Origin of the sequence: Micromonospora sp. URMC 103, from assembly GCF_051386435.1 — a bacterium.
GTDB lineage: Bacteria > Actinomycetota > Actinomycetes > Mycobacteriales > Micromonosporaceae > Micromonospora.
The window spans coordinates 226,774-251,982 of sequence record NZ_JBPQTR010000005.1 but is presented as its reverse complement, the minus strand read 5'-3'; the positions used below and the strand labels follow the sequence as shown (position 1 = coordinate 251,982).

21 protein-coding genes are annotated in these 25,209 nt (G+C 71.8%); 6 read left to right on the top strand and 15 right to left on the bottom strand.

Annotated elements, in window-relative coordinates; translation table 11 throughout:
* Nucleotides 1-8 precede the first annotated feature (8 nt).
* Both ACSNOA_RS14420 and ACSNOA_RS14415 read right to left on the bottom strand, forming a co-directional pair.
* Nucleotides 9-1,205 carry a CynX/NimT family MFS transporter gene (locus ACSNOA_RS14420; protein WP_436658638.1) on the bottom strand — a complete coding sequence of 399 codons (1,197 nt, stop codon included), beginning with the start codon at nucleotides 1,203-1,205 and terminating at the stop codon, nucleotides 9-11.
* A gap of 305 nt (nucleotides 1,206-1,510) precedes the next feature.
* A complete protein-coding gene (locus ACSNOA_RS14415; protein WP_436658636.1) occupies nucleotides 1,511-2,098 on the bottom strand; it encodes a TetR/AcrR family transcriptional regulator in 588 nt (195 codons plus the stop codon).
* Between the two features lie 113 nt (nucleotides 2,099-2,211).
* Between ACSNOA_RS14415 and ACSNOA_RS14410 the strand changes: the two genes are divergently transcribed.
* Complete coding sequence (locus tag ACSNOA_RS14410) at nucleotides 2,212-3,447, top strand: low temperature requirement protein A (RefSeq protein WP_436658634.1); 1,236 nt, start codon at nucleotides 2,212-2,214, stop codon at nucleotides 3,445-3,447.
* A 48-nt stretch (nucleotides 3,448-3,495) separates the two neighbouring features.
* Here the strand turns inward: ACSNOA_RS14410 and ACSNOA_RS14405 are convergent, their stop codons facing one another.
* Nucleotides 3,496-4,104, bottom strand: coding sequence for a TetR/AcrR family transcriptional regulator (locus tag ACSNOA_RS14405; RefSeq protein ID WP_436658633.1), 609 nt, complete (start codon nucleotides 4,102-4,104; stop codon nucleotides 3,496-3,498).
* A gap of 152 nt (nucleotides 4,105-4,256) precedes the next feature.
* On the opposite strand from ACSNOA_RS14405, the gene ACSNOA_RS14400 reads away from it, so the two are divergent.
* On the top strand, nucleotides 4,257-4,814 hold the full coding sequence (locus ACSNOA_RS14400) for a hypothetical protein (protein ID WP_436658631.1): 558 nt from the start codon (nucleotides 4,257-4,259) through the stop codon (nucleotides 4,812-4,814).
* Nucleotides 4,815-4,834: 20 nt separating this feature from the next.
* Here the strand turns inward: ACSNOA_RS14400 and ACSNOA_RS14395 are convergent, their stop codons facing one another.
* From ACSNOA_RS14395 to ACSNOA_RS14375, 5 genes are all read right to left on the bottom strand, one after another.
* Nucleotides 4,835-6,040, bottom strand: a complete 1,206-nt coding sequence (locus ACSNOA_RS14395; RefSeq protein ID WP_436658629.1) for a hypothetical protein — start codon at nucleotides 6,038-6,040, stop codon at nucleotides 4,835-4,837.
* Complete coding sequence (locus ACSNOA_RS14390) at nucleotides 6,037-7,008, bottom strand: carbohydrate ABC transporter permease (protein ID WP_436658628.1); 972 nt, start codon at nucleotides 7,006-7,008, stop codon at nucleotides 6,037-6,039. The genes ACSNOA_RS14395 and ACSNOA_RS14390 overlap by 4 nt, the downstream gene beginning before the upstream one ends.
* A complete protein-coding gene (locus tag ACSNOA_RS14385) occupies nucleotides 7,005-7,871 on the bottom strand; it encodes a carbohydrate ABC transporter permease (RefSeq protein WP_436658626.1) in 867 nt (288 codons plus the stop codon). The genes ACSNOA_RS14390 and ACSNOA_RS14385 overlap by 4 nt, the downstream gene beginning before the upstream one ends.
* Before the next feature lie 168 nt (nucleotides 7,872-8,039).
* Complete coding sequence (locus ACSNOA_RS14380; protein ID WP_436658623.1) at nucleotides 8,040-9,350, bottom strand: ABC transporter substrate-binding protein; 1,311 nt, start codon at nucleotides 9,348-9,350, stop codon at nucleotides 8,040-8,042.
* A 148-nt stretch (nucleotides 9,351-9,498) separates the two neighbouring features.
* The gene (locus ACSNOA_RS14375; RefSeq protein ID WP_436658621.1) at nucleotides 9,499-10,377 is read right to left on the bottom strand and encodes an AraC family transcriptional regulator; all 879 of its coding nucleotides are present in this window, start codon (nucleotides 10,375-10,377) and stop codon (nucleotides 9,499-9,501) included.
* Nucleotides 10,378-10,468: 91 nt separating this feature from the next.
* On the opposite strand from ACSNOA_RS14375, the gene ACSNOA_RS14370 reads away from it, so the two are divergent.
* Entirely contained in the window at nucleotides 10,469-11,494 is a 1,026-nt protein-coding gene (locus ACSNOA_RS14370; protein ID WP_436658620.1) for a LacI family DNA-binding transcriptional regulator, read from the top strand.
* 41 nt (nucleotides 11,495-11,535) lie between these two features.
* Here ACSNOA_RS14370 and ACSNOA_RS14365 read toward each other — a convergent pair whose 3' ends face one another.
* The 5 genes from ACSNOA_RS14365 to ACSNOA_RS14345 all read right to left on the bottom strand — a co-directional run bounded on the left by ACSNOA_RS14365 (nucleotide 11,536) and on the right by ACSNOA_RS14345 (nucleotide 17,513).
* Nucleotides 11,536-12,483, bottom strand: a complete 948-nt coding sequence (locus ACSNOA_RS14365) for a zinc-binding dehydrogenase (RefSeq protein WP_436658618.1) — start codon at nucleotides 12,481-12,483, stop codon at nucleotides 11,536-11,538.
* Between the two features lie 28 nt (nucleotides 12,484-12,511).
* Nucleotides 12,512-14,644, bottom strand: a complete 2,133-nt coding sequence (locus tag ACSNOA_RS14360) for a hypothetical protein (RefSeq protein ID WP_436658617.1) — start codon at nucleotides 14,642-14,644, stop codon at nucleotides 12,512-12,514.
* 20 nt (nucleotides 14,645-14,664) lie between these two features.
* On the bottom strand, nucleotides 14,665-15,582 hold the full coding sequence (locus ACSNOA_RS14355) for a sugar phosphate isomerase/epimerase family protein (RefSeq protein ID WP_436658615.1): 918 nt from the start codon (nucleotides 15,580-15,582) through the stop codon (nucleotides 14,665-14,667).
* Nucleotides 15,579-16,313: a phytanoyl-CoA dioxygenase family protein gene (locus ACSNOA_RS14350; RefSeq protein WP_436658613.1), complete on the bottom strand. Its 735-nt coding sequence runs from the start codon at nucleotides 16,311-16,313 to the stop codon at nucleotides 15,579-15,581. The genes ACSNOA_RS14355 and ACSNOA_RS14350 overlap by 4 nt, the downstream gene beginning before the upstream one ends.
* A gap of 126 nt (nucleotides 16,314-16,439) precedes the next feature.
* Nucleotides 16,440-17,513: a Gfo/Idh/MocA family protein gene (locus ACSNOA_RS14345; protein WP_436658611.1), complete on the bottom strand. Its 1,074-nt coding sequence runs from the start codon at nucleotides 17,511-17,513 to the stop codon at nucleotides 16,440-16,442.
* A 191-nt stretch (nucleotides 17,514-17,704) separates the two neighbouring features.
* Here ACSNOA_RS14345 and ACSNOA_RS14340 point away from each other — a divergent pair, with 191 nt between their 5' ends.
* The 3 genes from ACSNOA_RS14340 (at nucleotide 17,705) to ACSNOA_RS14330 (ending at nucleotide 20,998) form a co-directional block, all read left to right on the top strand.
* Nucleotides 17,705-18,961, top strand: coding sequence for an endo-1,4-beta-xylanase (locus ACSNOA_RS14340; protein ID WP_436658609.1), 1,257 nt, complete (start codon nucleotides 17,705-17,707; stop codon nucleotides 18,959-18,961).
* Entirely contained in the window at nucleotides 18,958-19,620 is a 663-nt protein-coding gene (locus ACSNOA_RS14335; RefSeq protein ID WP_436658607.1) for a ThuA domain-containing protein, read from the top strand. The genes ACSNOA_RS14340 and ACSNOA_RS14335 overlap by 4 nt, the downstream gene beginning before the upstream one ends.
* A 124-nt stretch (nucleotides 19,621-19,744) precedes the next feature.
* A complete protein-coding gene (locus tag ACSNOA_RS14330; RefSeq protein WP_436658605.1) occupies nucleotides 19,745-20,998 on the top strand; it encodes an MFS transporter in 1,254 nt (417 codons plus the stop codon).
* Nucleotides 20,999-21,048: 50 nt separating this feature from the next.
* On the opposite strand, the gene ACSNOA_RS14325 is transcribed toward ACSNOA_RS14330, so the two are convergent.
* On the bottom strand, nucleotides 21,049-21,930 hold the full coding sequence (locus tag ACSNOA_RS14325; RefSeq protein WP_436658604.1) for a nucleoside hydrolase: 882 nt from the start codon (nucleotides 21,928-21,930) through the stop codon (nucleotides 21,049-21,051).
* Nucleotides 21,931-22,040: 110 nt separating this feature from the next.
* Nucleotides 22,041-25,163, bottom strand: a complete 3,123-nt coding sequence (locus tag ACSNOA_RS14320; RefSeq protein WP_436658602.1) for an amidohydrolase family protein — start codon at nucleotides 25,161-25,163, stop codon at nucleotides 22,041-22,043.
* Nucleotides 25,164-25,209: the final 46 nt, after the last annotated feature.

Below are 25,209 nucleotides of genomic sequence, written 5' to 3'. Positions count from 1 at the left end.
CATACCGTCTAGCTCGTCACGCCGACCTCGCGGGACGCGTACCGGTCCCGCGCCGAACCGATCCCGCAGGCCACCGTGGGCACGCCGAGGACGATCAGCACCGCGAGCGGAAGGGTCCAGCCTCCGGTCATCTCGTGCAGCGCACCGAGGGCGAACGGACCGATGGCGGACAGCACGTACCCGGCGCACTGCGCCATGCTCGACAACTGTGCGGCGTGCCGGGAGTCGGGCGCGCGCAGCACGATGAACAGCACCGACAGGCTCAGGCCGGCGCCCTGTCCCACTCCCATGAGGGCCATCCACAGGTAGGCGCCCGCGGCCGGCGCGACCAGGAGGCCGGCGAAGGCGACCATGGTCAGCAGCGCGCTCAGGAGCACGAGCACCCCGGGGTGCACGCGCCGGGCGGCCAGCATCGGCGTGAACAACGCCCCCACGATGGCGGTCAGGCTGGAGAAGGAGAGCATCCAGCCGGCGACGCCGGACGACATGCCGGCGCCGGTCAGGATGCTGGGCAGCCAGGCTGCCGAGGAGTAGAAGACCAGCGCCTGGGCCGCGAAGTAGAAGGCCACGAGCCATGCCACGGGGTGGGTCCAGAGTCCGCGTACCGGCCGGGTTGCCGCGCCGCCGCGCGACGACCGCGTGGTGGTGGCCCGGGAAGCCGCGGAGCGCCGCACCTGCGGCAGCCACACGAGGGTGGCCAGGAGGGCGAGCAGACCCCACATCGCCAACGCGGGTCGCCATTCGAGGTGCAGGGCGTTCTGGACCGGCAGGGTCAGGCCGGCGGCAAGCGCCGCGCCTCCGAACAGCGACATGCTGTAGACGCCGGACATCAGCCCGACCCGGGCCGGGAACTCCTGCTTGATGACGCCGGGCAGCAGCACGTTGGCGACGGCGATCGCCGCGCCCGCGACGACGGTGCCGATCAGCAACGTGGCCGTCGGGTGCAGCAGTCGCAGGGCCGTGCCGGCGGCCAGCAGGAGCATCGTGAGCAGGAGGACGCCGTTTACATGGAACCGGCGCCCGAGGCGCGGTGCGAGCGGGGCCAGCAGGCCGAAACACAGCACCGGGAGGGTCGTGAGCAGCCCAGCCATCGCGGTGGACATACCGGTGTCGGCGCGGATCGTGTCGAGCAGCGGCGCGACCGCCACCACCCCGGGGCGGAGATTCACCGCCACCAGCACCAGACCGACGGCGAGGAGGACCACCGACCCTCTTGTGGCATGCGGTCGCCCGGGCCGGTCGGTCAGAGCGCGTCCCGGATCGGGCCGGTCGCCGGGCGGCGGCACCGCCGACGGGTGTGGCGCGCGGCGATCCGGCCGGCCGGCCACGGGCGTTTCTGTCGTCATGTCACAGTCTCCTTGGGCCTCCGAATGGAGGCTTGATCGATTAATATCGATGCATTGGCGCGGGACGCCCCACGGGTGGGGCGGCGGGCGTACGCGTCGGCGGTGCGCCAGCGCCTGGGCGTCAGCAGGGCGCCGGCGGCACCCGGAAACGGCGCGCGAAGGGTTCAGCCGGCGTCCGGCGCGCTCGCCCGGAGCAACGCGAGAGCACCACGAACGGCTCGTTCGTAGGGCTCCACCGACTGTTCCGCCCGCGCCAGGGCGTACCCGCCCTGGATGACGGCCGCCAACGTGGAAGCCGTCTCCTCGGCGTCGAGCGCCGGGGCGAACTCGCCGGCCGCCCTGCCCTCCTCGATCACCCGGACCAGAAGTCGGTGCAGGAGGGCGAAGGTCTCCCGGACCGGTTCCCGCAGCTCGTCGCTGACGACGACCTCCGGGTCGGCCACGAGCCGCCCGACCCGGCACCCCCGGAGGGCGTCGCGCTCCCGGAGCAGGTAGGCGGCGATCCGGTCGAGGGCCGAGCCCGGCGCCGTAAGGACGGCCGTGAGCTCCTGCTGCATCAACTCGGCGCTGCGTCGCTCGGCCGCCAGGACGAGGTCGGCCTTGCCCTGGAAGTGGTGGTACATGCTGCCCTGTCCAACTCCGGAGCGCCGCAGGATCGCTGCCGGGCTGACGCCCACGTAGCCGCGTTCCCAGAGCAGCTGGGACGTTCCCTCGATGAGACGCTCACGCGCGTCGTCCTGTCGCTTCGCCACGGCGCAACCATACCTACTAGTACGTATGGCGGCGACGTGACGTGCGTCAACCACGCGCGCAACCCGACCGGCAGCCGATTCGTTGCCGCCACAGAAGCGGACGGGGGCCGACGATGGTGGCGGGACGTGGTGCCGAGCTGCTGCGCCCTGCCACGAGTTCGGGGCGCGCCACATTTTTGGAGCTCTTCTTCGACCTGGCCTTCGTCGTCGCCCTCACGCGAGTCTCGCAACGGTTCGCCGACCTCGGCGGCGAGGCCGGCGGGCCGCTCGTTGCCGGGCTCGGTCGTACGCTGCTGCTGTTCCTCGCGCTCTGGTTGATCTGGTCGCACACCACCTGGATCACCAGTCGCTACGAGCCGGAGCGACCGATCATCCAGGCGGTCGTGGTGGGCACCATGTTCGCCGCCCTGGTGATGGCGGTGACGCTGCCGCGCGCCGTCGAGGAGCGCGCCTTGCCGTTCACGGTCGCGTACCTGATGGTGATGGTGGTGCGGCCACTGGTCGTCGCCGCCGCGCTGCGCGGGCATCCACGTCGGCGCGTGCCGTATCGGCTCGCCGCATGGGCGGCGGCATCCGCGCCGCTCTGGCTGGTCGGCGCGTTGGGCCCGGACCGGCTTCGCCTACCGCTGTGGGCTGCGGCGCTCGCCGTGGACTACCTCGCCTGGGCGCTGGGCTGGCCGCTGCCGCGGCTCGGGGCGGCGGCGGTGCGTGGCTGGCGGATCGCCGGGGAGCATCTGGCCGAACGTCACCAGCAGATGTTCCTCATCGCGCTCGGCGAGTCGATTTCGATCATCGGCATCGTCTTCAGCGGGGCGGGCTACTCCGGGGAGCGCGCCGTCGCCTTCGCGGTCGCGTTCGCCACGAGCGCGCTGCTGTGGCGGATCTACTTTCACCGCGCCGGCCTGCTGCTGACCAGGGCGTTGGGTCGGGCACCCATGCCCGCCCGGTTGGGTACGGCGTCGGAACGGACGCACGCGTTGACCGTGCTCAGCGTGCTCGTCACCTCGGTTGGCTACGATCTGGCGATCGCTCACCCGTTCGGGCCGCTGCGGCCGACCTGGCTCCTGTTCGTGGTGGGCGGTCCGGTGCTCTTCCTCGCCGCCCGGGTGTGGCTGGAGTACGAGGTCTTCGGCCGGCTCTCCCGGTCGCGGCTGATCGCCCTGGCGGTCCTGCTGCTGGTCACGCCGGCGTTGGCCCGCTGGTCGCCAATGGTCGGGCTGAGCGTGGTGGCCGGAGTGCTGGCCCTCGCCGCGCTGTTCGACGGGTTGCAAAACCGGCGGCGGCCGCTGGAGGAGCCCGCTTCGCCGAATGGGCGGGAGACGCCCGGCACTTCAGGCTCCGAGGCGTGATCGTGCGGGTCGCCTGAAGAGCCGCGTCGCTCCGGAACCGCGGCGGGATCAGGCGACCGTCGACTCGGCAGGCGCGGACGCGGCATGGGCGCGCAGCAGTCCCTCGACGCCGTGCAGGAAGGTGTCACAGACCAGCGTCGGGTCGAACAGGCAGCCGGCGGCCATGGCGCCGTCGCGCAGCATGACGAAGTGCCGCGCGGCGAGGTCGGCTCCGGGTTTCCGGATGCTCGCCATCAAGGTGCCGACCGTGTCGAGGAACCACTGCCGATGCGCGAGGACGGCCTGGTGCACGGGGTGGTCGGGATCGGGATATTCGGCCACGGCGTTGAGGAAGGCGCAGCCGCGGAAGCCGGCGGACCGGATGCCCTGGGCGATCGACTCCGCGATGGCCCGGAGGGCGTCGGGTGCCGGCAGGTCGGCGGGGATGGCGTCCACCGGGCCGCGGATGGCCTGATCGGCCGCCCGCAGGTAGGCGAGGACGAGATCCTCCTTGCCGGGAAAGTGCCGGTAGAAGGTGGCCCGTGTCACGTTCGCCTCGGTGATGATCCGGTCGACACCGACCGAGTGGATCCCCTCCCGGTAGAAGATCCCGGTCGCCGTCTGAAGGAGCCGTTGTCGCGCCTCGGACGGTCGGATCTCGCCTTCGCCACGTGCCATGAGCCCATCATAGTGACAGAACGTTCGGTCTTGACAGGTAGGCAAAGCGTCGTCATTCTTTGCGAGACAGAACGTTCGTTCTACAGCGTGGTTGCACCGGCCGTGCCATCGAAAGGCCGCGGTCCCCCTCGGCAACCACCGGAAGGATCACCATGACCACCGTTACCGCGCCCCGCACCTCGACGACGGCGTCCACCCTTCGACGGCTGTACTTCGTCCGCTTCGCGTTCGCCATGGCCTGGGCCCTCGTGACGTTCACGACCGCCAGGCACCTCGGCCCCCTCACCGTGACGCTGCTCGTGCTCTACCCCCTGTTCGACGTGGTCGCCGCCGTCATCGACGCCCGCGCGTCGCGCGCCACCGGCTCGCCCACCCTGCTGTACGTGAACGTCGCGGTCAGCCTGCTCGCCGCGGTCGGCCTGGCCATCGCCGGCGCGTCCGGCATACCGGCGGTCCTGGCCGTGTGGGGTGCCTGGGCGGTCGTGGCCGGGCTCGTGCAGCTGACCGTGGCGGTCACCCGGCGCGGGATGGGTGGCCAGTGGCCGATGATCATCAGCGGTGGTATCTCCGTACTCGCCGGTGGGTCGTTCATCGCCAGCGCCTCCGCGGACGACCCGGTGCTGACCAACGCGATCGGCTACGCCGTCCCCGGCGCCATCTTCTTCCTCATCTCGGCCATCCGCCTCGGCCGCGCCGCCAAGGCGAACTGAGGACCGGGCCCGCCCTGCGGTCAGCCGGCGGCGTACCGCGGGATGGTCGGGGTGTCGTTGATGTCCGGGCCGAAGAACAGGAAGACCACGAGGTCGCCGTCACCGGTGTTCTCCACGGTGTGCGGGGTGGTGGCCACGGCGTGACTCACCAGCAGCTCGTCGGCGTCCGCGTCGCCGCCGCGGACGTCGTGGCCGGCGTACCGGCCGCTGCCCGACCAGACCAGCAGCGAGTAGACGCCGTTCTCCGTCACGGTGTGCCGCGCGCCGGGCGGCACCACGAGCTTCTTCCCGCTGAACTTCGGGGTGTTGTAGAAGATCCACGACTCACGGCCGCCGCCCGGGCCCGTCTCGATGGGTTGCGGCGTGAGGTGGTTGTTCTCGTAGAAGAACGGGTCGCCGTTGAGGTCCCACTCCACGAAGTTCAGCGGGAACCGCTCGCCGTAGGCGTCGCGGTCCTCCGGGCGTACGTCGTGGAAGAGCAGCTCCTTGTCGATGATCCGGCCGGCGTTGAGGGCCTGGAACATGGCGAAGACGTCCGAGTCCTCCTGAAGTTCCACGGTGAGGGCGGTGCCCGGCCCGTGCAGCACGCCCGACGGGACCTGGAAACCCTCGTCGGGCACCTGCAACTCGGCGCGCGAGTGCCGCAGGATGAGGTCACTGTCCCAGTCGACGAGGTACGGCAGCAGCACGTCGTACGCGCGCTCGCGGACGATCCACGGGTGCACGCCGAAGAACGTCTCCGGATGCGGGCCCCTGTCGACGCCCCCGGGGAAGTAGTACGCCTCGTCCTTCGAGCGGCTGCCCACCAGCTCGGCGAAGCGCTGCGGCGGATGGATGTGGTACGGGATGCGGGCACCGTAGTCGAGCAGCTTCGCGAGGCGCCCGAGACCCTGCGGGTGGCTCGCCGCGTACGCCTCGCCCATGATCGCCGCGGGGTCGGCGGCCACGGCGTCCCGGAGCGTCATCCGCGGCCGGCCTCCCGGGTCGACGACGTGGCTGAGCCCCTCGTCGGGCGGGCCGATCCGGTTGTCGGCCTTCGTGGTCGAGCCCAGCCAGCGCTCGCAGAGGTAGCCGCGCTCACCGAGGTCGTACGCGTCCTCGGGCAGGCCGAACCGGCGTCCGGGCGGCACCAGGTCCCGTGCCACGAAGGCCGGCGCGAGGCGGAGCACTCCCCCGCCGTCGTTGAGCAGCTCCTCGACCAGCTGCCGGGGCGATGCGGCCGTCATCCCTTGAGCCCACTCATCGAGATGCCCTGGATGAACCGGCGCTGGAAGACCAGGAACGCGACGATCATGGGAAGCGTGGCCACGACCGAGCCGGCCATCAGCAGGTTCCACGACGTCCGATTCTTGACCACGAACAATGCTAGGCCGAGCGGCGCGGTGTATTTGTCGGAACTGGAGATGACGATCAGCGGCCAGAGGAAGTCCTCCCACGCGTAGGTGAAGGTGAAGATCGCGGTGGCCGCGAGCGCGGGTGTGCACAGCGGCAGCACGACCCGCCAGAAGACCCGGAACTCGCCGGCGCCGTCGATGCGGGCGGCGTCGAGCAGCTCGTCGGGGATCGACATCATGTACTGGCGGAGCAGGAAGATGCCGAACGCGCTCACCGCCCCCGGCAGGATGAGTCCCCAGTACGAGTCGAGCCACCCGTGACCGCCGTTGCCGAGCGCGTCGTTGCCGCCGAAGAACGGGACGTGCTTGAGCACCAGGTAGTTCGGGATGAGTGTCACCTGGGGCGGCACCATCATGGTGGCCAGGAACAGCAGGAAGATGGCGTCCCGGCCGGGGAACCGGCGCTTGGCGAAGGTGTAGGCGGCCAGCGCGTTGAAGAACAGCTGGAGCACCGTGACCGAGGTGGCCACGAAGGCGCTGTTGAGGAACCAACGCCAGGCGCCCTCGCTGCCCTGCGCGTGCTCGCCGGCCTCGCCGATGCCGAAGAAGCCCCGGTACCCGTCGAGCGTGGGATTTTTCGGGATCCACTGCGGCGGCCAGGAGAAGATGTCGCCCATGTGCTGGAACGAGGCGCTCACCAGCCAGGCGAACGGCGCCACGAACAGGATCGCGCCCGGCACGAGGATGGCGTAGCAGGTCGCGAGCCAGACCCGTCGCCGCCAGACGGGGCGGCGGGACCCGGCCGTCGCCGGCGGCGGGGACGCGGGGGGCCGGGTGCGGGTAGCGGTCGACCGGGTCACAGGTCCGCCTTTCGGTACAGCCTCAGCTGGAAAGCAGTGAAGACCAGCAGGAGGACGAACAGGCCGTAGGCGAGCGTGCTCGCGTACCCCATGTCGTAGAACTTGAAGGCCGCCTCGTAGATGTAATAGACCATCGTCGTGGTCCGGTTGACCGGGCCGCCGCTGGTCATCACGTAGATCTGGGTGAACACCTGGAACGAGCCGATGATGCCCATCACGGCGAGGAACAGCGTCGACGGGGCGAGCATGGGCAGCGTGACGTAGCGGAACCGCGCCCAGGCGCCCGCCCCGTCGAGGCGGGCCGACTCGTAGAGCTGTTCCGGGATCGCCTGGAGTGCCGCGAGGTACACCACCATCGAGAACCCGACGCTGGCCCACACGCTCATCAGCACGACGGCCGGCATCGCGAGGTTCTTGTTCGACAGCCAGACCAGCGGCTCGCTGATGAGATGGGTCTTGAGGAGGTAGAAGTTGAACAGCCCGAAGTCGCCGTTGTAGAGCCACTTCCAGACGATGGCCGACACGACGAACGGTGTGATGGTCGGCAGGAAGTAGAGCGTGCGCAGCAGTCCCCGGCCGCGGATCGGCTGGTTCAGCAGGAGGGCGACGCCGAGCCCGACGGCCATGCCCAACGGGACGGAGGCGCCCGTGAAGTAGGCGGTGTTGATGATCGACCGGCGGAAGTCCTCGTCCTGCACCATGTCCCGGTAGTTCTCGAGGCCGACGAACGGCTTCTCGGGTTCCAGGATGTTCCACTCCCGGAAGGTCAGGTAGAACGCGAACAGCAGCGCGAACACCGTGAAGACCGAGAAGACGATCAGGCCGGGCGCGAGGAACGCGTACGCCGACCGTTCGCGCCACATGAGCCGCGCGGTCCCGCGGACGCCCCGCCGTCGGCGCGGTCCGCCTCCGCGGGCGCCGCGGCGCCGGGTTCCGTCTCCCCTGTCCGGCGCCGGGGGCGGCGTCGTCGCCACCGCGGTCATCCCCTCATCACCGACCCACCCGCCTTCCGCACCGGCCCGACCGTCGGCTCACCGGAGGATCTTCTCGGCCTCGGACGCCGCGTTGTCGAGCGCCTCGGCGGCCGTCTGCTCGCCGTAGATGGCCTTGGCGAGCTGCTCGTTGAGCCCTTCCTCGATCTTGGGCCAGTCGGGGTGGACGATCACGTTGCTCACGCCGCACTTCATGGCCTCCGCGAAGCCCTTCAGGATCGGCTTCGTGGACACCAGGTCGGGCGAGTCCAGCAGGCTGTTGATCGGCGGCAAAAGGGTGCCGTCCTTGGACTTGTAGGTCCACTGTGCGACGTTGTCCGGCTTGGACAGGAACTCGACGAACTTCCACGCCGCGTCGGAGTTCTTGCTCTGGCTGAAGATGACCAGCGCGTCACCGGCGATCGTCGTGCCGCAGCCGGCGGAGCCCTCGGGCAGCGGTGCGGTGGCCCACTTGCCGTTGATGGCGGGGAACTCGTCGGTGAGCGTGCCGGCGAACCACGAGCCCGCGACGTACATGCCGACCTGACCGTTGGCGAACGCCTGGCGGCCGTCGTACGAGTTGGAGTTGAGGTAGTCCTTCGGGGCGTACTGGGCCAGCTTCACGTAGAACTCGGCGGCCCTCTTCGCCTCGGCGCTGTTGAACAGCACCTCCTTGCCGTCGTCGGAGAGCACCTTCCCGCCGGCCTGCCAGAGCCAGGGGTACCAGTAGTAGGCGGCCTCGGGCGAGCCGGTGAACATGGCGTGCCCGTAGGTCCGCTTCGCGGGATTAGTCAGCGCCTTCGCGGCCGCCTCGTACTCCTCCCACGTCGTGGGGGGCTTGCTGAGGCCGGCGGCCGCGAACATGTCGGTCCGGTAGTAGAGGGCCGTCGACTCGCCGTCGAACGGCAGCCCGTACATGCTCTTCTCGAACGTGGTGAAGGTCTTGAACGCGGGCACGTAGGCGTCGGCCTTCACGACGTCGCTGCGGCGGATGTAGTTGTCGAGGTTCACGAGGGCCTTGCGGGAGGCGAACGCGGCCACCGTGCTGGCGTCGATGTAGGCGACGTCCGGCGGGTTGCCGCCCGCGACCTGCGCGGTGAGCTTCTCGTTCGCCTCCTCGGCCGGTACGTTCTGCGCCTGGATCTTGATGTTGGGGTGCTCGGATTCGAACTTCTGGATGAGCCCCTTCATCTCCGGAATCTCGCCGACCCAGGAGGCGAACGTGATGGTCACCGGCGCCGTGGGCTCGGGGACCGGGCCCTCGCCGGCACCCTGGCCGGTGGCGGAGGAGCCCCCGGTCGAGCAGGCCGTGAGGGCCACCACGGCGGCCGTCGCCGCCGCCATCGCCAGGAAACCGCGGGAGTGCTTCATCGGATCAGCCCCCAATGTCGTTGCCGGCAGGTGATGCGCGGATCACACGTCGGATGCCCGGTGCAAAACGTTTGGCATGCTGCGGCTAGGGTCTTCCGCCCGCGGTGGCCTTGTCAAGACATCGGCGGTAACGAACGAAACATGCGCGTCATCGAATGTTCTTTTGCGCCGCGCCCGTGACGGCGCCGTCGCCCTGCGTCCGGCCGGCCGACGGGGACTCGCCGAAGCGGCGCCGGTACGCGCGCCCGAAGTGCGACGGGCTGTTGAAGCCCGCCGCGTGACAGATCTCGGTGACCCCGAGCGTGGTGGAGGCCAGCAGCGACCGCGCGAACCGCAGCCGCCGGTGTTGCAGGTACGTCTGGAAGGGCACACCGACCAGGCGGCTGAACCGTTCGCTCAGGTAGTTCGGCGACAGATGCACGTACGCGGCCACCTCGGCGAGGGTCAGTGCCTCCCGGAAGTGCCGCTCGACGTACCGCACGGCGGCCCGGATGTCCGCGGCCGCGTCCCCCGGCACGGGCGGGCCCGGTTCGCGGCCGCCGGGCGCCCCGCACCGCCGGGCCAACTCGACGAGGACGCAGCCGAGCACCGCGTCGGTGAGTGCCGCCGACCCGGGACGGCGGCCGTCGGACTCACGCCAGAGCCGGTCGAAGTCGGGTCCGAGGTCGGCGCAGTCGTCAGCCAGCCACGGCGGCCCCGCCCCCGTGGCCGGGCCCGAACCCACCGCGTCCAGCCACCGCTCCACGACGGCCGGTTCGACGACGACGTTGTAGCAGGTCAACGGCACGTCCGAGGTGAGCGCCAGTTCGTGGAAGTCGGTGGGCGTGAGCAGGAAGGCCGAGCCCCGCGCGAGCGGGCGGGACGCCCCGTTGACGACGTGCCGCGCCGACCCGTCGACCACGTACCCGAGTTCGTAGTAGTCGTGCCAGTGGGCCGGCACGTCGCCCAGGAGCGGGCGCATCACCCGGACGCCGGCCTCCCCCGCCGCCAGACCGTCGATCATGTACCGGTCGAGGAGCCGGGTCATCCGCCCTCCGAGGACGATCTCCGTGGTGAAAACGTTTTGCTACCGTACGAGGTCGGATTGCAGTGGTCAACGGCGTGAGAGGTCGAGGTCGATGTCCGACAAGGGGTCACCGGCACGCGACGAGCCCCGGGTGACGCTGGTCCAGGTGGCCAAACTGGCCGGGGTCAGCCCGACCACCGTCTCGCACGTGCTCTCCGGCAAGCGCTGGGTCGCGGAGGCCACCCAGGAGACCGTCCGCAACGTGATCCGGGAGCTGGGCTACCGGCCCAACAACGTGGCGCGGAGCCTGCGCACCCGACGCTCGCGGATGGTCGCCGTCGTCGTACCGGACATCACCAACACGTTCTACGCCGTGCTGACGCGCGGGCTCGCCGACGCGGTCGACGGCGCGGGCTACGGCACGTACGTCTGCAACACCGACGGCAATCCCGAGCGGGAGGACGCCTTCCTCGCCGACGTGCTCGACCGGGGCGTCGACGGGGTGGTCATGGCCGCCGGACCGGCCGGGAACCAGGTGCGGACGGGTCCGCCCGCGCCGGGCGTGCCCACGGTGTGCGTGGGCGGTTCCCCCGAGGACGCGCCCCGCGTCGACCGGGTGACGCCGGACGACACCGTGGGATCCCACGCCGCCGTCACGCACCTGATCGCGCGCGGGGCGCGCCGGATCGCGATGATCGAAGGGCCGCTGCCGTCCGGCTCGGCCCGCGAGGACGGCTACCGGCAGGCGCTCGCCGAGCACGGCATCCCGTTGGAGCCCGACCTCCTGGCCCGTGGCGACTGGACGCGGCCCGGGGGTCGCAGCGCCATGCACCGGCTCATGGCAGCCGAGCGCCGTCCCGACGCGGTGTTCTGCGCCAACGACCTGACCGCGATCGGGGCCATCGACGCCGTGCACGAGCTGCGGCTGACGGTGCCCGGCGACGTGGCCATCGTCGGCTTCGACGACGTCGACGCGGCCACCATCGTGAACCCTCCGTTGACCACCGTCCGCAACCCCGCGTACGACATCGGCCGCACGGCCGGTGAGCTGCTGCTCAGCCGGATGGACGGCCGGTACGACGGCACCGGGCGCACGGTCGTGCTGCCCTGCCCGCTGGTCGTCCGGGAATCCGCCTGACCGGTGCGTCCGCCGCCCGCACCGGCCGGGCGCTCCCCGTCTCAGTCCACGGTCACCGTCGCCTTCACGAAGCCGGCCGGCTTGTCGCGGGCGGCCCGGAACGCGGCGTCGATCTCGTCGAGGGGGAACCGGTGCGTCACCAGCGTGTCCAGGGACAGCACACCGGAGGCGAGCAGGCGCATGCCCACCGTCATCCCCCGCATGATGACGTCGACGTCCCGGTAGTGGGCGTTCACGATGGCGAACGCCATCCAGTTCCAGTACGCCAGGTTGATGCTCCGCGGCCCGCCCTGGTGGAACCCCACCAGCACGATCTTCCCGCTCATCCGCGTGACGTCGCCCACCGCGTCCAGCGCGGCCTGCCCGCCGGTGCACTCGAACGTGACGTCCGCGCCGCGACCGCCGGTCAGCTCCCCCACCACCTCGGCCAGGGACTCGCCGCGCACGTCGACCACCCGGGTCGCCCCCAGCTCGCGCGCCCGCTGCAATGCGTCCGGCCGGGTGTCGGCCACCACGAGGTGCCGGACGCCGCGCAGGCGCACCAGCTTCTGCACGAGGTTGCCCATGAAGCCCGCGCCGATCAGCACCACGTCGTCGCCGAGCCGGACGTCGGCCTCCTCCACGGCGTTGACCGCGCACGCGAGCGGCTCGGCGAGGGCCTCGTCGAGCGGGACGTCGCCGGCCGGCCGGCAGTGCGCCGCCTTCGCGGCCACGTACTCGGCGAAGCCGTGCGAGGTCACCCACACGCCGACCGGGTCGCCCGGCGCGAACGACGTGACGTCGGCGCCGACCGCGGCGACCGTCCCGCTCACCTCGTGCCCGAGGTGCCGGGGGTACTCGGCCGCCGGCTCGCCGCGCCACGCCGGAAGCTCGGAGGTGCAGACCCCGCAGGCGCGAACCCGGACGAGAACCTCGTCCGGCGCGATCTCGGGTGGCGGCACCTCGGCGATCTCGAACCGCTCCGGCCCGGTGAGTACCGCAATCCTCATCTGACCCCACCCTCCGCTCTCCGCGTGCTCATGCGGCCACCGGACCCGTCCGCGCCGGGGACGCGGAGAACACCACGATGGCGTACGGGCCGAGCGCGTCCAGCGTCACCGTGTGGACCGCGCCGTCGACGCGTACGTCCAGCGCCGTCACCGTGCCGTCGGCGGAGTGCGCGGTAGCCTCCGGTCGGGTCTGCGGGAGCCGGACGCGCAGCTCCAGCCCGGCGAGCGGGCGTACCGCGTCGTCGTCGGCCCGGTAGTCGTAGTTGACGAGGTGGACGGCCACCGAGCCGTCCGCCAGCTGCGCGGTGTTGACGGCGACGTCCGCGGTGCCCGCCTCGGCCGCGAGATCGACCTGCCGGCCGTGCGGCAGCAGCGCCGACAGGTCGGTGGGCTCGGCGAGGCTCACGCCCGGGTGCGCGGACAGCCCGGCCCGCTCGTCGGCGGGGAGGTTGTCGCCGAGCCCGCCGGTGCGCACGATCCGACCGCCCCCGTCGAGGTAGCCACGCAGCGCGGCGACCTGCCCTGACGTGAGGTACGTGCAGGCGGGCAGCAGCACGGTGTCGTACCGGCGCAGGCTCTCGACGGTGACCCGGTCGGGCGCGGTGCGGGGATCAGGAAACAGGACCACGTCGAACGGCACGGCGGCCCCCGCGAGCGCCTCCGTGACCTGCCGGTACGGCACCTGTACGCGGTCGTCGCGGGCATTGCGCAGGTTGTCGCCGACGTCCTGTCGGGAGACCAGCTCACGGTTGCTCTCGACGCTGTAGACCACGGCGACCTCGTTGGCGCTGCGCCGGTCGTAGAGCGTCTCGTGGTCGGCGAGGAACGCCTGGACCTCGGCGGCCACCTCGTGCGGGGCGTAGAACGCGTCCTGGATCGTGGCGCCCATCCACGAGCCGTACGGCACGGCCATGTTGACGCCGAACGCCGCCGCCTCGTAGCAGGACAACCGCAGCAGGTCGTGCCCCCGGCCGGCGCGCAGCAGCTCCACCAGCTCGGGCACCACCCCGCCGTACGGGTTCTCCACGACGATGACGTCCTTGTCGCCGGCGAACCCGGCGACGTACCGGTACCACTCGGGCTGCCGGTAGGTGGTGTTCCGCATCTCCGTCACGATGACGTCGACGTCGTCGGCGAGGCCCAGGTACTGCGGGTCCATGTTGAAGAAGTTGCCCGACACGAGCACCTCGCGGCCCTTCGCGCGGGCGTAGTCGCGAGCGTGCGCCGCCAGCTCGCCGAAGTGCCGCCGGATCGCGGCGCACTGGAACCGGTAGTACTCGGGGTAGAGCGGAATCTCGTGGTGGCCGCCCTTGAAGTCGTGGCCCCGGTCGAGCAGCCACTGCCCGTAGTGGAAGGTGTCCAGGTCGACGTCGGCCAGGTGCGGGCTGCGCTCGTCCGCCGGCAGCTCCCGCAGGTACGCGCGGAAGCCCTTCATGCAGTCCTTGCAGAAGCAGCCGCCGTACTGCAGCGCGCCCAGCGGGAGTTCCGTCTCGTCGAGTTGCACGCCGTCGACGCCCGCGTCGATCTGGATGCGGATGACGGCCTTGAGGTACTCGCGCCAGACCGGGTTGTTGCGGTCCATGTAGTAGCACTGGTGGTCGCGGTCGGGGCACTCGACCCAGCGGGCGTGCAGCGCCGTGGAGTGGATGTCGCGGGCGCAGCACTCCTCGATGAGGTCGGTGACCGGTTCACCGTCGCTGTTGACCAGGCCGCCGGGAAAGTAGTGCTCGAACGGCTTCCACAGCTTCGGGTAGCGGTTCCCGCTGAACTCGCGCAGCCCGATCCAGTCGCGGCGCCCGCCGTCGCGCAGTTCGTTGAGGGCGAGGATCTCGTCCTCGTCGGCGGAGAGCTCCACGGGGAACTCCCAGCCCTGCGCCTCGAACACGATGCCGAAGACCTTGATGCCCCGCTGCTGTGCGGCGGCGATGAACTCGCTGTCGTTGACGAAACCGTAGAAGCGGGACCGGGCGTCGACCGGGCCGAACGCCTCCTGTTCGAGGTAGGGCAGCGAGATCGAACCGCCGCCCAGGGATGCCCAGACCAGGCTCGTCGCGCGGTAGTCGACGAGATCGTCGATCATCCGCAGCCGTCGTGGCGGGAGGCTCGGGTGGTAGCAGTGCTGCCGGGGGAACCAGGCGTCGAAGTACACGCCACGCTGCATGCCTCGGGCTCCTTCTCTCGTCAGGCGACGATCAACGGGCCGAGCGTGCGCCCGGCGACGACCAGACCGTGGCGGACCTTCTCGGGTGAGCCGGACCAGACCGGGTCCTCGTGCTCGACGGAGACGAAACCGTCGTACCCGCCCTCGTAGAGCACGTCGACCAGCCGGCGCCAGTCCACCTCGCCCAGCCCCGGGACGCGGTAGCGCCACCACCCGCTGGACCACGGCTCCCGGCCGATGACCTGGCCGAACACCCCGAACCGGTTCCGGGCGCGCGGGTCGACCTGGGCGTCCTTCGCCTGCACGTGGCGGACCAGGTCGAGGTTCTCCGCGAGCGCCGCCACCGGGTCGATGCCGAGCCACACGAGGTGGGAGGGGTCGAAGTTCAGGTGCAGGCCGAGACCGCCGAGCCACCGCCACAGCTCCGGCGAGTACGCGAGGTTCGCCGGGTAGCCGTCGGGATGCCAGCCCTCCATGGGGCAGTTCTCCACGACCAGCCGTACGCCGCGCTCCTCGGCGTACGCGACGAGCGGCGGAAGGACCTCCTCGGCCAGCCGCAGGTTCGCCGACACCGGAAGCGTCACGTCCCGGCCCACGAAGGTGCCCACGTACCCGCAGCCGAGCAGCGCGGCCGCGTCGACGCAGCGCCGCAGGTGCCGATGGATCCGCTCCCGGGTCTCCGGGTCGGTGTGCAGGTTGTTCTCGTAGTAGGCCACGGCCGAGACGGTGAGGCCGTACCGGTCGAACAGGTCGCGTACGTCCGCGGCGGCCGCCTCGTCGAAGCCGTCCACGTCGAGGTGGCTGGCCTCCCACGGGCGACCGGGGTCGCGGGGCCACGCGGCCACCTCCAGGCCCCGGTATCCGTGGGCGGCCGCCCACCCGGCGATCTCGTCGAGAGACTCGCCGGGCAGGCAGGCCGTCAGGAAACCGAGCTTCACCGCGGGTCCGGCTGGTAGGTGTTGCCGGCGCTGTCGCGGCCGCGGGCCAGCCAGATCTTCCAGCCGTCGTTGGCCGGCACGGGGAGCACCTTCACCGACGCCGGGAAGTACCGCATCGTGTAGCCGGTGCGGCGCAGGTCGCTGGTGTTCGGCTCCGCGCCGTGGATGATCCGCCCGTCGTGCAGCGAGCACTGCCCCCGCTCGAGTTCGAAGTAGACGGCCCTGCTCTCGTCCACGCCCGGGATCTCGGCGTGGAACGTCTGCGTCGTCTTGTCCGTCGGCACGTACTCGGAGAAGCCGTTGTCGTGGGTGCCGGGGATGACCCGCATGCAGCCGTTGCGGCGGTCGCTCGGGCCGAGCGCGAGCCAGACGGTGACGATCCGGTCGTACTCGCTGAGCCGCCCGTTCCAGTACGCGCTGTCCTCGTGCCACGGGGTAGCCCGACCCACCTGCGGGTCCTTCGAGATGAAGTGGCTGGTCCACAGCGCGATGTCGGGCCCCACCAGGGGCTCGACGAGGTCGAGCACCTCGTCGGAGAGCAGGAAGTCGAGCAGCCGCGGGTCCCGGAAGTGCGGGGTGTCCAGCTCGTCGGAGAGCTTGTCGCCCTTGTCGGCGAGGTGCTCGTCGAAGATCTGCTCCAGGGTGTCGAGCTTCTCGGCGGAGAAGAGCTGGTCTCGATGGAGGTAGTAGCCGTTGGTCCGGTAGAAGTCGATGGCCTGTTGGTCCAGCACCTGTGCACCTCCTGTTGCCGTCGCCGCCGCACTCGGCGCGGCGTCGTCGGGCTCGACGCTAGTTGCGGCCCCGCCGCCGCGGCGGCACCTGTCTCCGGCGGGACTCGACGTATCTTCCGGTCCGGCTCAGGCCCGGGCGCCCGGCTGCTTGCCCATGACCCGGATCAGCTCGGCGAACAGGTCGAGGTCCTCGACGAAGTCCTCCGGATCCGTCTTCGGCCGGCCGTTCTGGGTGACGACGCTGTGGAAGTACTCCAGCTCGTGGGTGTACGGGTCCTTCAGGTGGGGGCGGGACACCGTGCGGTGCAGCCCGTCGCCGCGGGTCTCCTCGGTGACGAGCACGGTCGGCAGGTGCCGGATGTACGGGGTGTCGTACTGCACCCGCATCGTGGCGCGCTCCCCGTAGACCTCGATGTGCGCGTCGAAGCGCAACTGCTCGTCGACGCCCGTCTCGTAGGTGACCAGGAAGTCGTCGTACTCGAGCAGGGCGGTGATGAACCGACCGTCGCGCCACTGGCGGGCCGCGGCCACGCCGCGCGGCCGGCCGATCAGCTCCCGCATCGCGGACAGGTCGTGGCTCCCGAGGCCGCAGAGCAGCCGGTAGGCGCCGGCCAGCACATCGGGCACGTCACCGAGCGCGTCCGCGACGAGCGCCCGTCCCTTGGCCCAGCGCGCCTCGATCGCCGACCGGGGCACGTCCGACGGCCGGTCCACGAGGACGGTCTGGTCGATCATGAGCTGGTTACGGCCGATGACGTCGTGCACCCGGACGTAGTTGAGCGGGCCCAGGGCGTCGATCTGCCGGGTGGCCTCGACGAACGCGGGCGCGAAGCGGCGCATGTACCCGACCATCACCGTCGCGCCGGACCGGTCGCGGGCGGCGATGATGGCCTCGGCCTCCCGCGGGCTCAGGCACATGGGCTTCTCCACCAGCACGTGGATGCCCCGGTCCAGCGCGGCGACGACCGCCTCGGCGTGGTACTCGTCGCTGTTGAGCACGAGCACGCAGTCGAGGTCGTTCTCGTCGAGCAGCTCGGTGACGTCCGCGTGCCGGCGCTGGACGCCGTAGGCCCCGCCGACCCGGTCGAGCAGGCCGGGCGAGATGTCGCAGACGGCGGTCACCTGGAAGAGATCGGGGAGCGACCGGAGGGCCGGAAGGTGCACGACCTGCGCCACCTCCCCCAGTCCGATGATGCCCATGGATAGCCGGCTCACGGCGAACCCCCTCGATGCAAAACGTTTGGCAACGGGTTGCGGGCAGCGTAACCGCCGCAAAACGCGAGAGGCAACCATGTCTTGTCGGGCCCAACCGCAGGGTCGTACGCTGCTCGGCAGCGACACGGCAAAACGTTTTGCAATTTCGCGGCCCGTCTATCGAAGGAGGCGGCACCATGAGTGACGTCCACCCCGTGTCCCGCCGGTCCCTGCTGCTCGGCGCGGCCGGCCTGGCCACCGCCGGCGCGCTGGGCATACCCCGTGCGGCGAACGCGGCGCCCCTCGCGGGCACCGGCCCTCTCGCCGGCACCGGGCCGCTCGCCGGCACCGGGCCGCTCGCCGGCACCGGACCCCTCGCCGCGGCCGGAGCCAATCGTCCTCCAATGTGGAGGCTGGCGCGGCCGAACGGCCTCGCCTTCGGCACCTCGGCGGCCACCTGGCAGCTCACCGACGCTCCCTACTCCCAACTGGTCGGCCGCGAGGCCGCCCTGCTCTTCACCGAGGACGACCTGCTCTGGTACCGGCTCAAGCCCACACCGGACGCCGACCTCGACTTCACCTACGCCGACCAGGTCGTCGCGTACGCCGAGGCGCACCAGATGGCCGTCTTCGGCGCCCACCTCGTCTGGGACGAGGGCTTCGGCGAGGGGTGGACCGAGGACGACCTGTGGGGCCTCGGCCGGCAGGAGGCCCGCGACCTGCTCTACGGCACGATCGAGGCGGTCGTACGCCGCTACCGGGGCCGGGTCGGCGCGTGGAGCGTCGCGAACGAGGTCACCAGCCCCGAGGGCCGGCGCGGCTACCGCACGGACGTGCCCTGGTGGGAGACGATCGGCCCCACGTATGTGGCCGAGTCGTTCCGGGTCGCGCACGCCGCCGACCCCCACGCCACCCTCGTGCTCAACGAGTTCGGGTTCGAGACCGTCAACGAGTGGGGCGACGAGGCCGCGCCCCGCCGCCGCGCCACCCTCCAGGTCGTCGACGACCTCCTCCGCGACGACGTGCCGGTGCACGCCCTCGGCGTCCAGGCGCACCTGCTCGCCGACCGGTTTGCCGACCGGTTCGACGCGCGGGCGTACCTCGACTGGTTCTCCGCCGTGGCCGACCGCGGCCTGGACATCCTCATCACCGAGCTGGACGTGCTCGACGACGGCCTGCCCGCCGACATCGCTCCCCGCGACGCCGCCGTGGCCGACGTCTACCGTCGCTACCTCGACGTGGCGCTCTCCCACCCCGCCGTCAAGGCCGTGATGGCCTTCGGCCTCTCCGACCGCTACACCTGGCTGGAGGAGGACTACCCCCGCGAGGACGGCGCCCCGCGGCGACCGCTCGCCTTCGACGACGAACTGGCCCCGAAGCCCGCCTACCGCGCGATCGCCACCGAGCTCGCCGCCGCGCCGCGGCGCGCGCCCCTGCGGAGCCTGCTGCCGTGACCACCGACCGCCACGCGCTCGTCGTCCGGGGTGGTTGGGAAGGCCACCAGCCGGTCGAGGCCACCGACCGGTTCGTGCCCTTCCTCCGCGACAACGGCTTCACCGTCGAGGTGAGCGACGACCTCGCCGTCTACGCCGACACCGACCGCATGACGCGGGCCGACCTCGTCGTGCAGTGCTGGACCATGGGCACCGCCACCGACGAGCAGGTCGACGGGCTCGTCGCGGCGGTACGCGCCGGCACCGGCTTCGCCGGCTGGCACGGCGGCATCGTCGACGCGTTCCGCACCTCGACCCCGTACCTGCAGATGACCGGCGGCCAGTTCGCCGAGCATCCCGGCGGCTTCGTCGACCACGAGATCGAGGTGGTGCCCGAGCGCGCGGACCATCCCGTCGTGCGCGGGCTGCACCGGTGGACCCAGCACACCGAGCAGTACTGGATGCTCACCGACGCTGGCAACGACGTGCTCGCCACCACCCGGTTCCCGGCCACACCCGACACACCCTGGCGGCGGGACGTGGTGTCGCCCGCGGTGTGGACGCGGCAGTGGGGTCACGGCCGCGTCTTCGTCTCGACGATCGGTCACCGCGTCGAGGACCTCGACCGCCCCGAGGTGCGAACGCTCACCGAGCGCGGCCTGCTCTGGGCCAGCCGGTAGCCGAGCCGTTCGGTAGCCGAGCCGGCCGGGCAGCCGGGCCGGCGGGTCGGTCGTCCCCGGGCGCGTCACCGCCGATCCCCTTCCCGACGGGAGTTCCCGGCCGGGCAGGGGTACATCGGTGCCCATGACGAAGACCGCGCGAGCGCCACTGTGGCGCGCCCGGGACTTCCGACTCGTCACCGCCGGGCAGACGGTCACCCAGGTGGGCACCGAGATCAGCGCCATCGCGTTTCCGCTGACCGCCGTGCTCCTGCTGGACGCCACGCCGTTCGAACTCGGCGTGCTGGTGGCCGTCCAGAACGGGGCCTTCCTGGTCGTCGGCCTGCCCACCGGCGTGTGGCTGGACCGGCGGCGTCGCCGTCCCGTGCTGATCGGCACCGACGTCGTCCGGGCGCTGGCGCTCGTGGTGGTCACCGTCGCGGCGGCGACCCACCAGCTCAGCTTCGCCCTGCTGCTCGTCGTCGCCGCGGTGATGAGCGTGATGCGGGTCGTCTTCGAGATCGGATTCCAGACCTACCTTCCGTCGATCGTCCGCACCGAGGACCTCGTCCAGGGCAACTCGACGGTGGAGGCCATCCGGGCGGCCGGCCAGATCGCCGGCCCGGGCGCGGGCGGCTGGCTGGTGCAGATCGTGGGCGCGGCGAACGCTCTCCTCGCCGACGCCCTCAGCTTCCTCGTGAGCGCGCTCTGCCTGTGGCGCGTCAAGACCGAGGAGCAGGCGCCGCCGAGCACCGCGCAGCGAGGGATGTTCCACGAGGCGCGGGAGGGCATCCGCTTCGTGTGGGCCAACCCGGTGCTGCGGGGCATCGCGGCCACGAGCGCCCTGTCCAACCTGCTGTTCACGGCCGCCACCGCGCTCACGGTGCTCTTCCTCGTCGAGACGGTCGGCCTGAGTCCCGGTGCGGCCGGCATCATCTTCTCGATCGGCTCCGCGGCGGCCCTGGTCGCCGCCGCGATCGCCACGAAGCTCGCCCGGTGGATCGGCTCCGCACGGATCATCTGGCTCTCGGTGGCCGTGACCAGCCCCGTCAACCTGCTCATCCCGTTCACGTACGACGACTGGCGGCTCGTCCTCTTCGTACTGGGCATCACCATCGGAGGCGGCGGGCAGCTCGTCTACGCCATCACCCAGCTCAGCTACCGCCAGTCGGTCGTCCCGTCGGCGATCCTCGGGCGGGTCAACGCCAGCATGCGGTTCCTGGTGATGGGCGCGCTGCCCCTCGGTGGCCTGCTCGGCGGAGGCCTCGGCTCACTGGTCGGCGTCCGCGCCACTCTGCTGGTCATCGGCGTCGGCCTGGCCGTGGCCCCGATCTTCGTGGTCCTCTCCCCGCTGCGCCGGGCCCGCGAGGTCGCCGAGCTGCTGCCCGCCTCGCCCTGAGCGCGCCCGGTGATCGCCGGCGCGTCGGCTCCGCCGGCGGCGGTGACCCGTCAGCGCCGGCCCTCCCCGACGATCGCGAAGTAGTGGTCGAGGAAGGCGTCCGGCCGGACGTCGACCGCGATCTCGTGCGGCCCGCCGGCGTCGGCCCGCCACGTCGTCGTGCCAGCGGCCGGCCCCGGGGACCGGTCGACCGTGACCTCCCCCGGCGCGAACTCGCAGAGGGACGGGTCGAACAGCGTCGCGGCGGCCAGCGGGTCGTGGAACGTGACCTCCGGCCGGTCGGCGAACCACGACGCCGCCATGTCGGCGACCGGCCGCAGCAGCGGGCCGGTGCAGCACTCCAGGAAATCGTCGGCCGGCAGGCGCACCCGGGTCGTGACGTCGAGGCCCACCGAGCGGTGCGCCGGCACCCGGGCGGCGTACACACGGGCCGCCGCGTGCGGATCGCAGTGGATGTTCCACTCCGGGCCCGCCGCCGTCGTGAACGCTCCGCCCATGAGGACCAGCGAGCCCAGCAGCGACGGGATCTCCGGGTCGACGGCGAACAGCAGCGCCACGTTCGTCAACGGGCCGATCGCCAGCAGCGTGACCTCGCCGGGGTGGGCGCGGATCGTCCGGCGCAGGAACTCCACGGCCTCCCCGGCCGGGAACCCGGTGTCGTGGTCCCACCGGGCCAGTGCCGCCGCCTGCGGCGGCGGGGCCTGCACCGGCGGGCTCGCCAGCGGCTCGGCCGCGCCGGGAAGGATCGGCAGCGTACGACCGGCCGCGCGGCACAGCACGCTGGCCAGCGCGGCCCGCTGCGCCGGCTCGGCGGTCACCGTGGTGATGCCCAGCAGCTCGCAGCGGGGCTGCGCCAGCAGGTACGCGAGGCAGACGGCGTCATCGATGTCGTTGCCGATGTCGGTGTCCAGCAGGACCAGGCTGCGCTCCATGCCGCTGGATTATCCGACCTCGAGCGCCGACCGGCAGCCCGGCTCGGGCACGTCCTCCTCCCGCCGGGCGGCGCGCGGGCCTACGGGAGGAGGACGGCCTCGGGCGTGCCTCAGACCTCGGCGCAGCAGGAGTGCCGGCCCGCCTCGACGTAGTGCGAGTCGTGCCACCAGTACCGGGCGTTGTCCGGGTGGTCCGGCAGCGGCGGCAGCACCCGGCTCACCGCCGCCGTGGTCCGCGCGTCCGCCGCGGCCGCGAACGGCGCGAGCAGCTCGTCGACGCCGTGCAGCACGCCGTTGACCATGGTCTGCCGGACGTCGGCCGCCGCGTCGATGTCGCGCAGCGGATCCGCGCCGAGGACGACCACGTCGGCGTACATGCCGGGCCGGATCTGCCCGATCGGCTCCTCGAGGAACTCCCCCGGCGCCCGGGTCGCCGTCGTCAGCGCCTCGTACGGGGTGAGGCCGTACGCCACCATGGCCCGCAGGTTGAGGTGCAGGCTCACCGCGTTGAACGCGATCGGCGAGTCGGTGCCGGTGAGCACCCGCCCGCCGCCCCGGATCATCGCGGCGGCCTGGGCCACCTGCCGGGCGAGGTTCTCACGGTTGGCCGTCTGGTCGGTCGTCTGCGCCGTGGTGACCGCCGCCTGCAGAGCCGCGTACTGCCAGGAGGGGTAGAGGGTGCGGACCCGGCGGTCGGTGACCAGCGACGTGTCCTCGCGCAGCAGCGTGTTCGCCCCGAACAGGGTGGGCGTCCGGGCCGCCCGGGAGGTGTTGAAGATGTCGATGACGTCCTGGTAGCCCGCGCCGATGGCGGTGACGGTGCGGGAGTAGCCGAACCGGTTCGTGGCGCCGGTGTGCTCCATGCCGTCGCTGCCGAACGCGAACGCCGGGTAGTGGTAGTGCGAGGTGGAGTGCACGCCGTGCCGGTGCGACCACTGCACCACCGCCCGCTGCCACGCGACCGGCAGCCGCACGTACGCCTTCATGAGGTCGTAGTCGAGGGCGCCGGCCCGCTCCAGCTCCAGCGCGAGCTGCCGCTCGTCGAAGGTGGGGCGCATGAAGTTGTAGTAGATCCGCGGCCCGTCGATCGCCTCACCCGTGCCGAAGTACCGTGGCCCGATCCGGGCGCCGGACTGGATCGACTCCCGTTCCTCCACCATGTGGTACGCGGGGCTTCCCGGCGACCGCGTCGTGGTCACGCCGAGGGAGAGCCAAAGGGCGTTCTGCCGCGCGCCGTAGCCGTACCCCTGCATCTCGCGGTGGTGGTGCATGTCGACGAGGCCGGGGATCACCACGCCGTCGCGGGCGTCGACGATCCGCCCGTCGCGGCCCGGCCGGGACGGCTCGACGGCCACCACCCGGTGCCCCTCGACCACCACGTCGACGTCGTGGCGCAGCTTCGGCGCGGCGCCGTCCCACAGGCGTCCGGCCCGGATGACCGTACGCCCGCGCGGCCGGCTGTTCGTCCATGTGAGACCCACCGGCACGGTGCGCGGCGACCCGCCGTCGGCGGACACCATCCGCAGTCGGCCGTTGTTCAGGTACAGCAGCCGCGCCGAGTCGCCGCTCCAACTCGGCGCGTCGGTGACCTCGCGGGTCACCTGGCGGGGCGCGCCGGCGAAGGTGCCGTCGGGGTGGACGTCCACCACCCAGAGCACGCTGGCCACCACGAACGCCATCCGCCGGCCGTCCGGCGACCACACCGGGCCGTCGTCCCCGCGGGTCTGGATCGACCGGTGTGGCATCGGGTCGACGTAGCGGCCCGCGCCGGTGGTCCGGTCGACCAGCAGGATCTTGCTGAGCCCCTCCCGGTAGCGGGCGGAGTACGGTACGACGGCCGCGAGGGCGATGGTCCGGCCGTCGGGCGACCAGGTGGGACGGCCCGGCTCGAAGGTGGCCGTGAAGACCGGCTGCACGTCGCCCGACGCCACCTCCACCGTGTAGAGCGCGCCGTTCTGGTCGAGGAACGCGAGCCGCTCGCCGTCCGGCGACCAGGTCCCCGACACCGCGGCGGCGTCGGGCAGGTCGGTGAGCTGCCGCTCGGCGCCGGTGCGCAGGTCACGCAGCCAGATGTCCAGCGTCCCGCCCCGGTCGGTGGAGTAGGACAGGTAGCGCCCGTCCGGCGACCAGGCCGGGTCGCACTTCCACCACTGGTCCCGGGTGAGCGGGCGCGGCGGCTGCCCGATCGTCATGAGGTAGATGTCGTTGAGGGCCCGGAACGCCACCTGCCGGCCGTCCGGCGACAGCGTCGGGCTGCCGATGCCGACGACCGGCCGGCGGAGGGTCGAGTCGAAGTCCCGCCGCCGCTTGCGGTACCGCGGAGTGGCGACGGTGACCGGTGCGACGAAGCCGATGTCCGACCGGCGCTGACCGTCGAGGGTGCGGCGCCGGATCCGGCCGTCGGCCGTGTAGACGAACTCCCGGTCGGAGCGCCAGGAGACCCGGAACGGATAGGCGTCCTCGCCGGTGACGAGGGGCGCGTCGGCGCGCCACAGCTCGCTGCGGCCGTCGAGCAGGCGGTGGTAGACCAGGTCGCGGCCGTCCGGCGTCCAGGCCGGGTTGTGCAGGACCGCGCCCGTGGGCGCGGTGACGGCCGTGGTCCGGGCGCCGGTGGCGAGCTCGACGACGTCGATGCGGGTGTTGGCCACCACGAACGCGATCCGGCTGCCGTCCGGCGACCAGGCCGGCTCGTACTCCTCGGCCGTGGTGTCGGCCACGACGCTGGTCGCCCCGCTGGCCAGGTCCAGCACGTGGATGCCGTAGCTGCCCGTCCGGTCGGAGGCGAACGTGATCCGCCGCCCGTCCGGGGCGAAGCGCGGCTCCCGGTGGTCGTACGGGCCCTCGGTGAGCCGGCGCAGGCCGGAGCCGTCCGGGCGGATCAGCCACAGGTTGAAGACCCCGTCCCGGTAGGACTGGAAGACGATCGTCGAGCTGTCCGGCGCCCACTCGGGCTGGGCGATGTCGTACAGGTCGCTCGTGAGGCGGCGGGCCGGCCCGCCGGAGGCGGGCAGCACCCACAGCACACTCACCAGGTCCATCGCGATCAGCCGCCCGTCCGGCGACAGTTGCGCGGCCACGTCGGTGCCCTGCCGCAGGGCGACGCGCCGACTCCGGTCGCCCGGCCCCTGCCGCTCCCCCGCCAGCGCCTGCTCCCCGACGGCGATCCCGCTTCCCGCCAGCGCCGCCGCGCCGGCCGCTCCCGCCAGCAGATCCCGTCTCCGAACGCCCGTCATGATGCCTCCCCGGCGAAGCCACTGATCGAACAACTCCGATCGTTGC

Bases quoted from the DNA above. Each gene is read 5' to 3' on its own strand.
- ACSNOA_RS14325 (WP_436658604.1), bottom strand. From the start codon at position 21,930: ATGGAGCGCAGCCTGGTCCTGCTGGACACCGACATCGGCAACGACATC.
- ACSNOA_RS14330 (WP_436658605.1), top strand. From the start codon at position 19,745: ATGACGAAGACCGCGCGAGCGCCACTGTGGCGCGCCCGGGACTTCCGA.
- ACSNOA_RS14370 (WP_436658620.1), top strand. From the start codon at position 10,469: ATGTCCGACAAGGGGTCACCGGCACGCGACGAGCCCCGGGTGACGCTG.
- ACSNOA_RS14400 (WP_436658631.1), top strand. From the start codon at position 4,257: ATGACCACCGTTACCGCGCCCCGCACCTCGACGACGGCGTCCACCCTT.
- ACSNOA_RS14365 (WP_436658618.1), bottom strand. From the start codon at position 12,483: ATGAGGATTGCGGTACTCACCGGGCCGGAGCGGTTCGAGATCGCCGAG.
- ACSNOA_RS14340 (WP_436658609.1), top strand. From the start codon at position 17,705: ATGAGTGACGTCCACCCCGTGTCCCGCCGGTCCCTGCTGCTCGGCGCG.
- ACSNOA_RS14405 (WP_436658633.1), bottom strand. From the start codon at position 4,104: ATGGCACGTGGCGAAGGCGAGATCCGACCGTCCGAGGCGCGACAACGG.
- ACSNOA_RS14380 (WP_436658623.1), bottom strand. From the start codon at position 9,350: ATGAAGCACTCCCGCGGTTTCCTGGCGATGGCGGCGGCGACGGCCGCC.
- ACSNOA_RS14395 (WP_436658629.1), bottom strand. From the start codon at position 6,040: ATGACGGCCGCATCGCCCCGGCAGCTGGTCGAGGAGCTGCTCAACGAC.
- ACSNOA_RS14320 (WP_436658602.1), bottom strand. From the start codon at position 25,163: ATGACGGGCGTTCGGAGACGGGATCTGCTGGCGGGAGCGGCCGGCGCG.
- ACSNOA_RS14345 (WP_436658611.1), bottom strand. From the start codon at position 17,513: ATGGGCATCATCGGACTGGGGGAGGTGGCGCAGGTCGTGCACCTTCCG.
- ACSNOA_RS14360 (WP_436658617.1), bottom strand. From the start codon at position 14,644: ATGCAGCGTGGCGTGTACTTCGACGCCTGGTTCCCCCGGCAGCACTGC.
- ACSNOA_RS14385 (WP_436658626.1), bottom strand. From the start codon at position 7,871: ATGTGGCGCGAACGGTCGGCGTACGCGTTCCTCGCGCCCGGCCTGATC.
- ACSNOA_RS14410 (WP_436658634.1), top strand. From the start codon at position 2,212: ATGGTGGCGGGACGTGGTGCCGAGCTGCTGCGCCCTGCCACGAGTTCG.
- ACSNOA_RS14375 (WP_436658621.1), bottom strand. From the start codon at position 10,377: ATGACCCGGCTCCTCGACCGGTACATGATCGACGGTCTGGCGGCGGGG.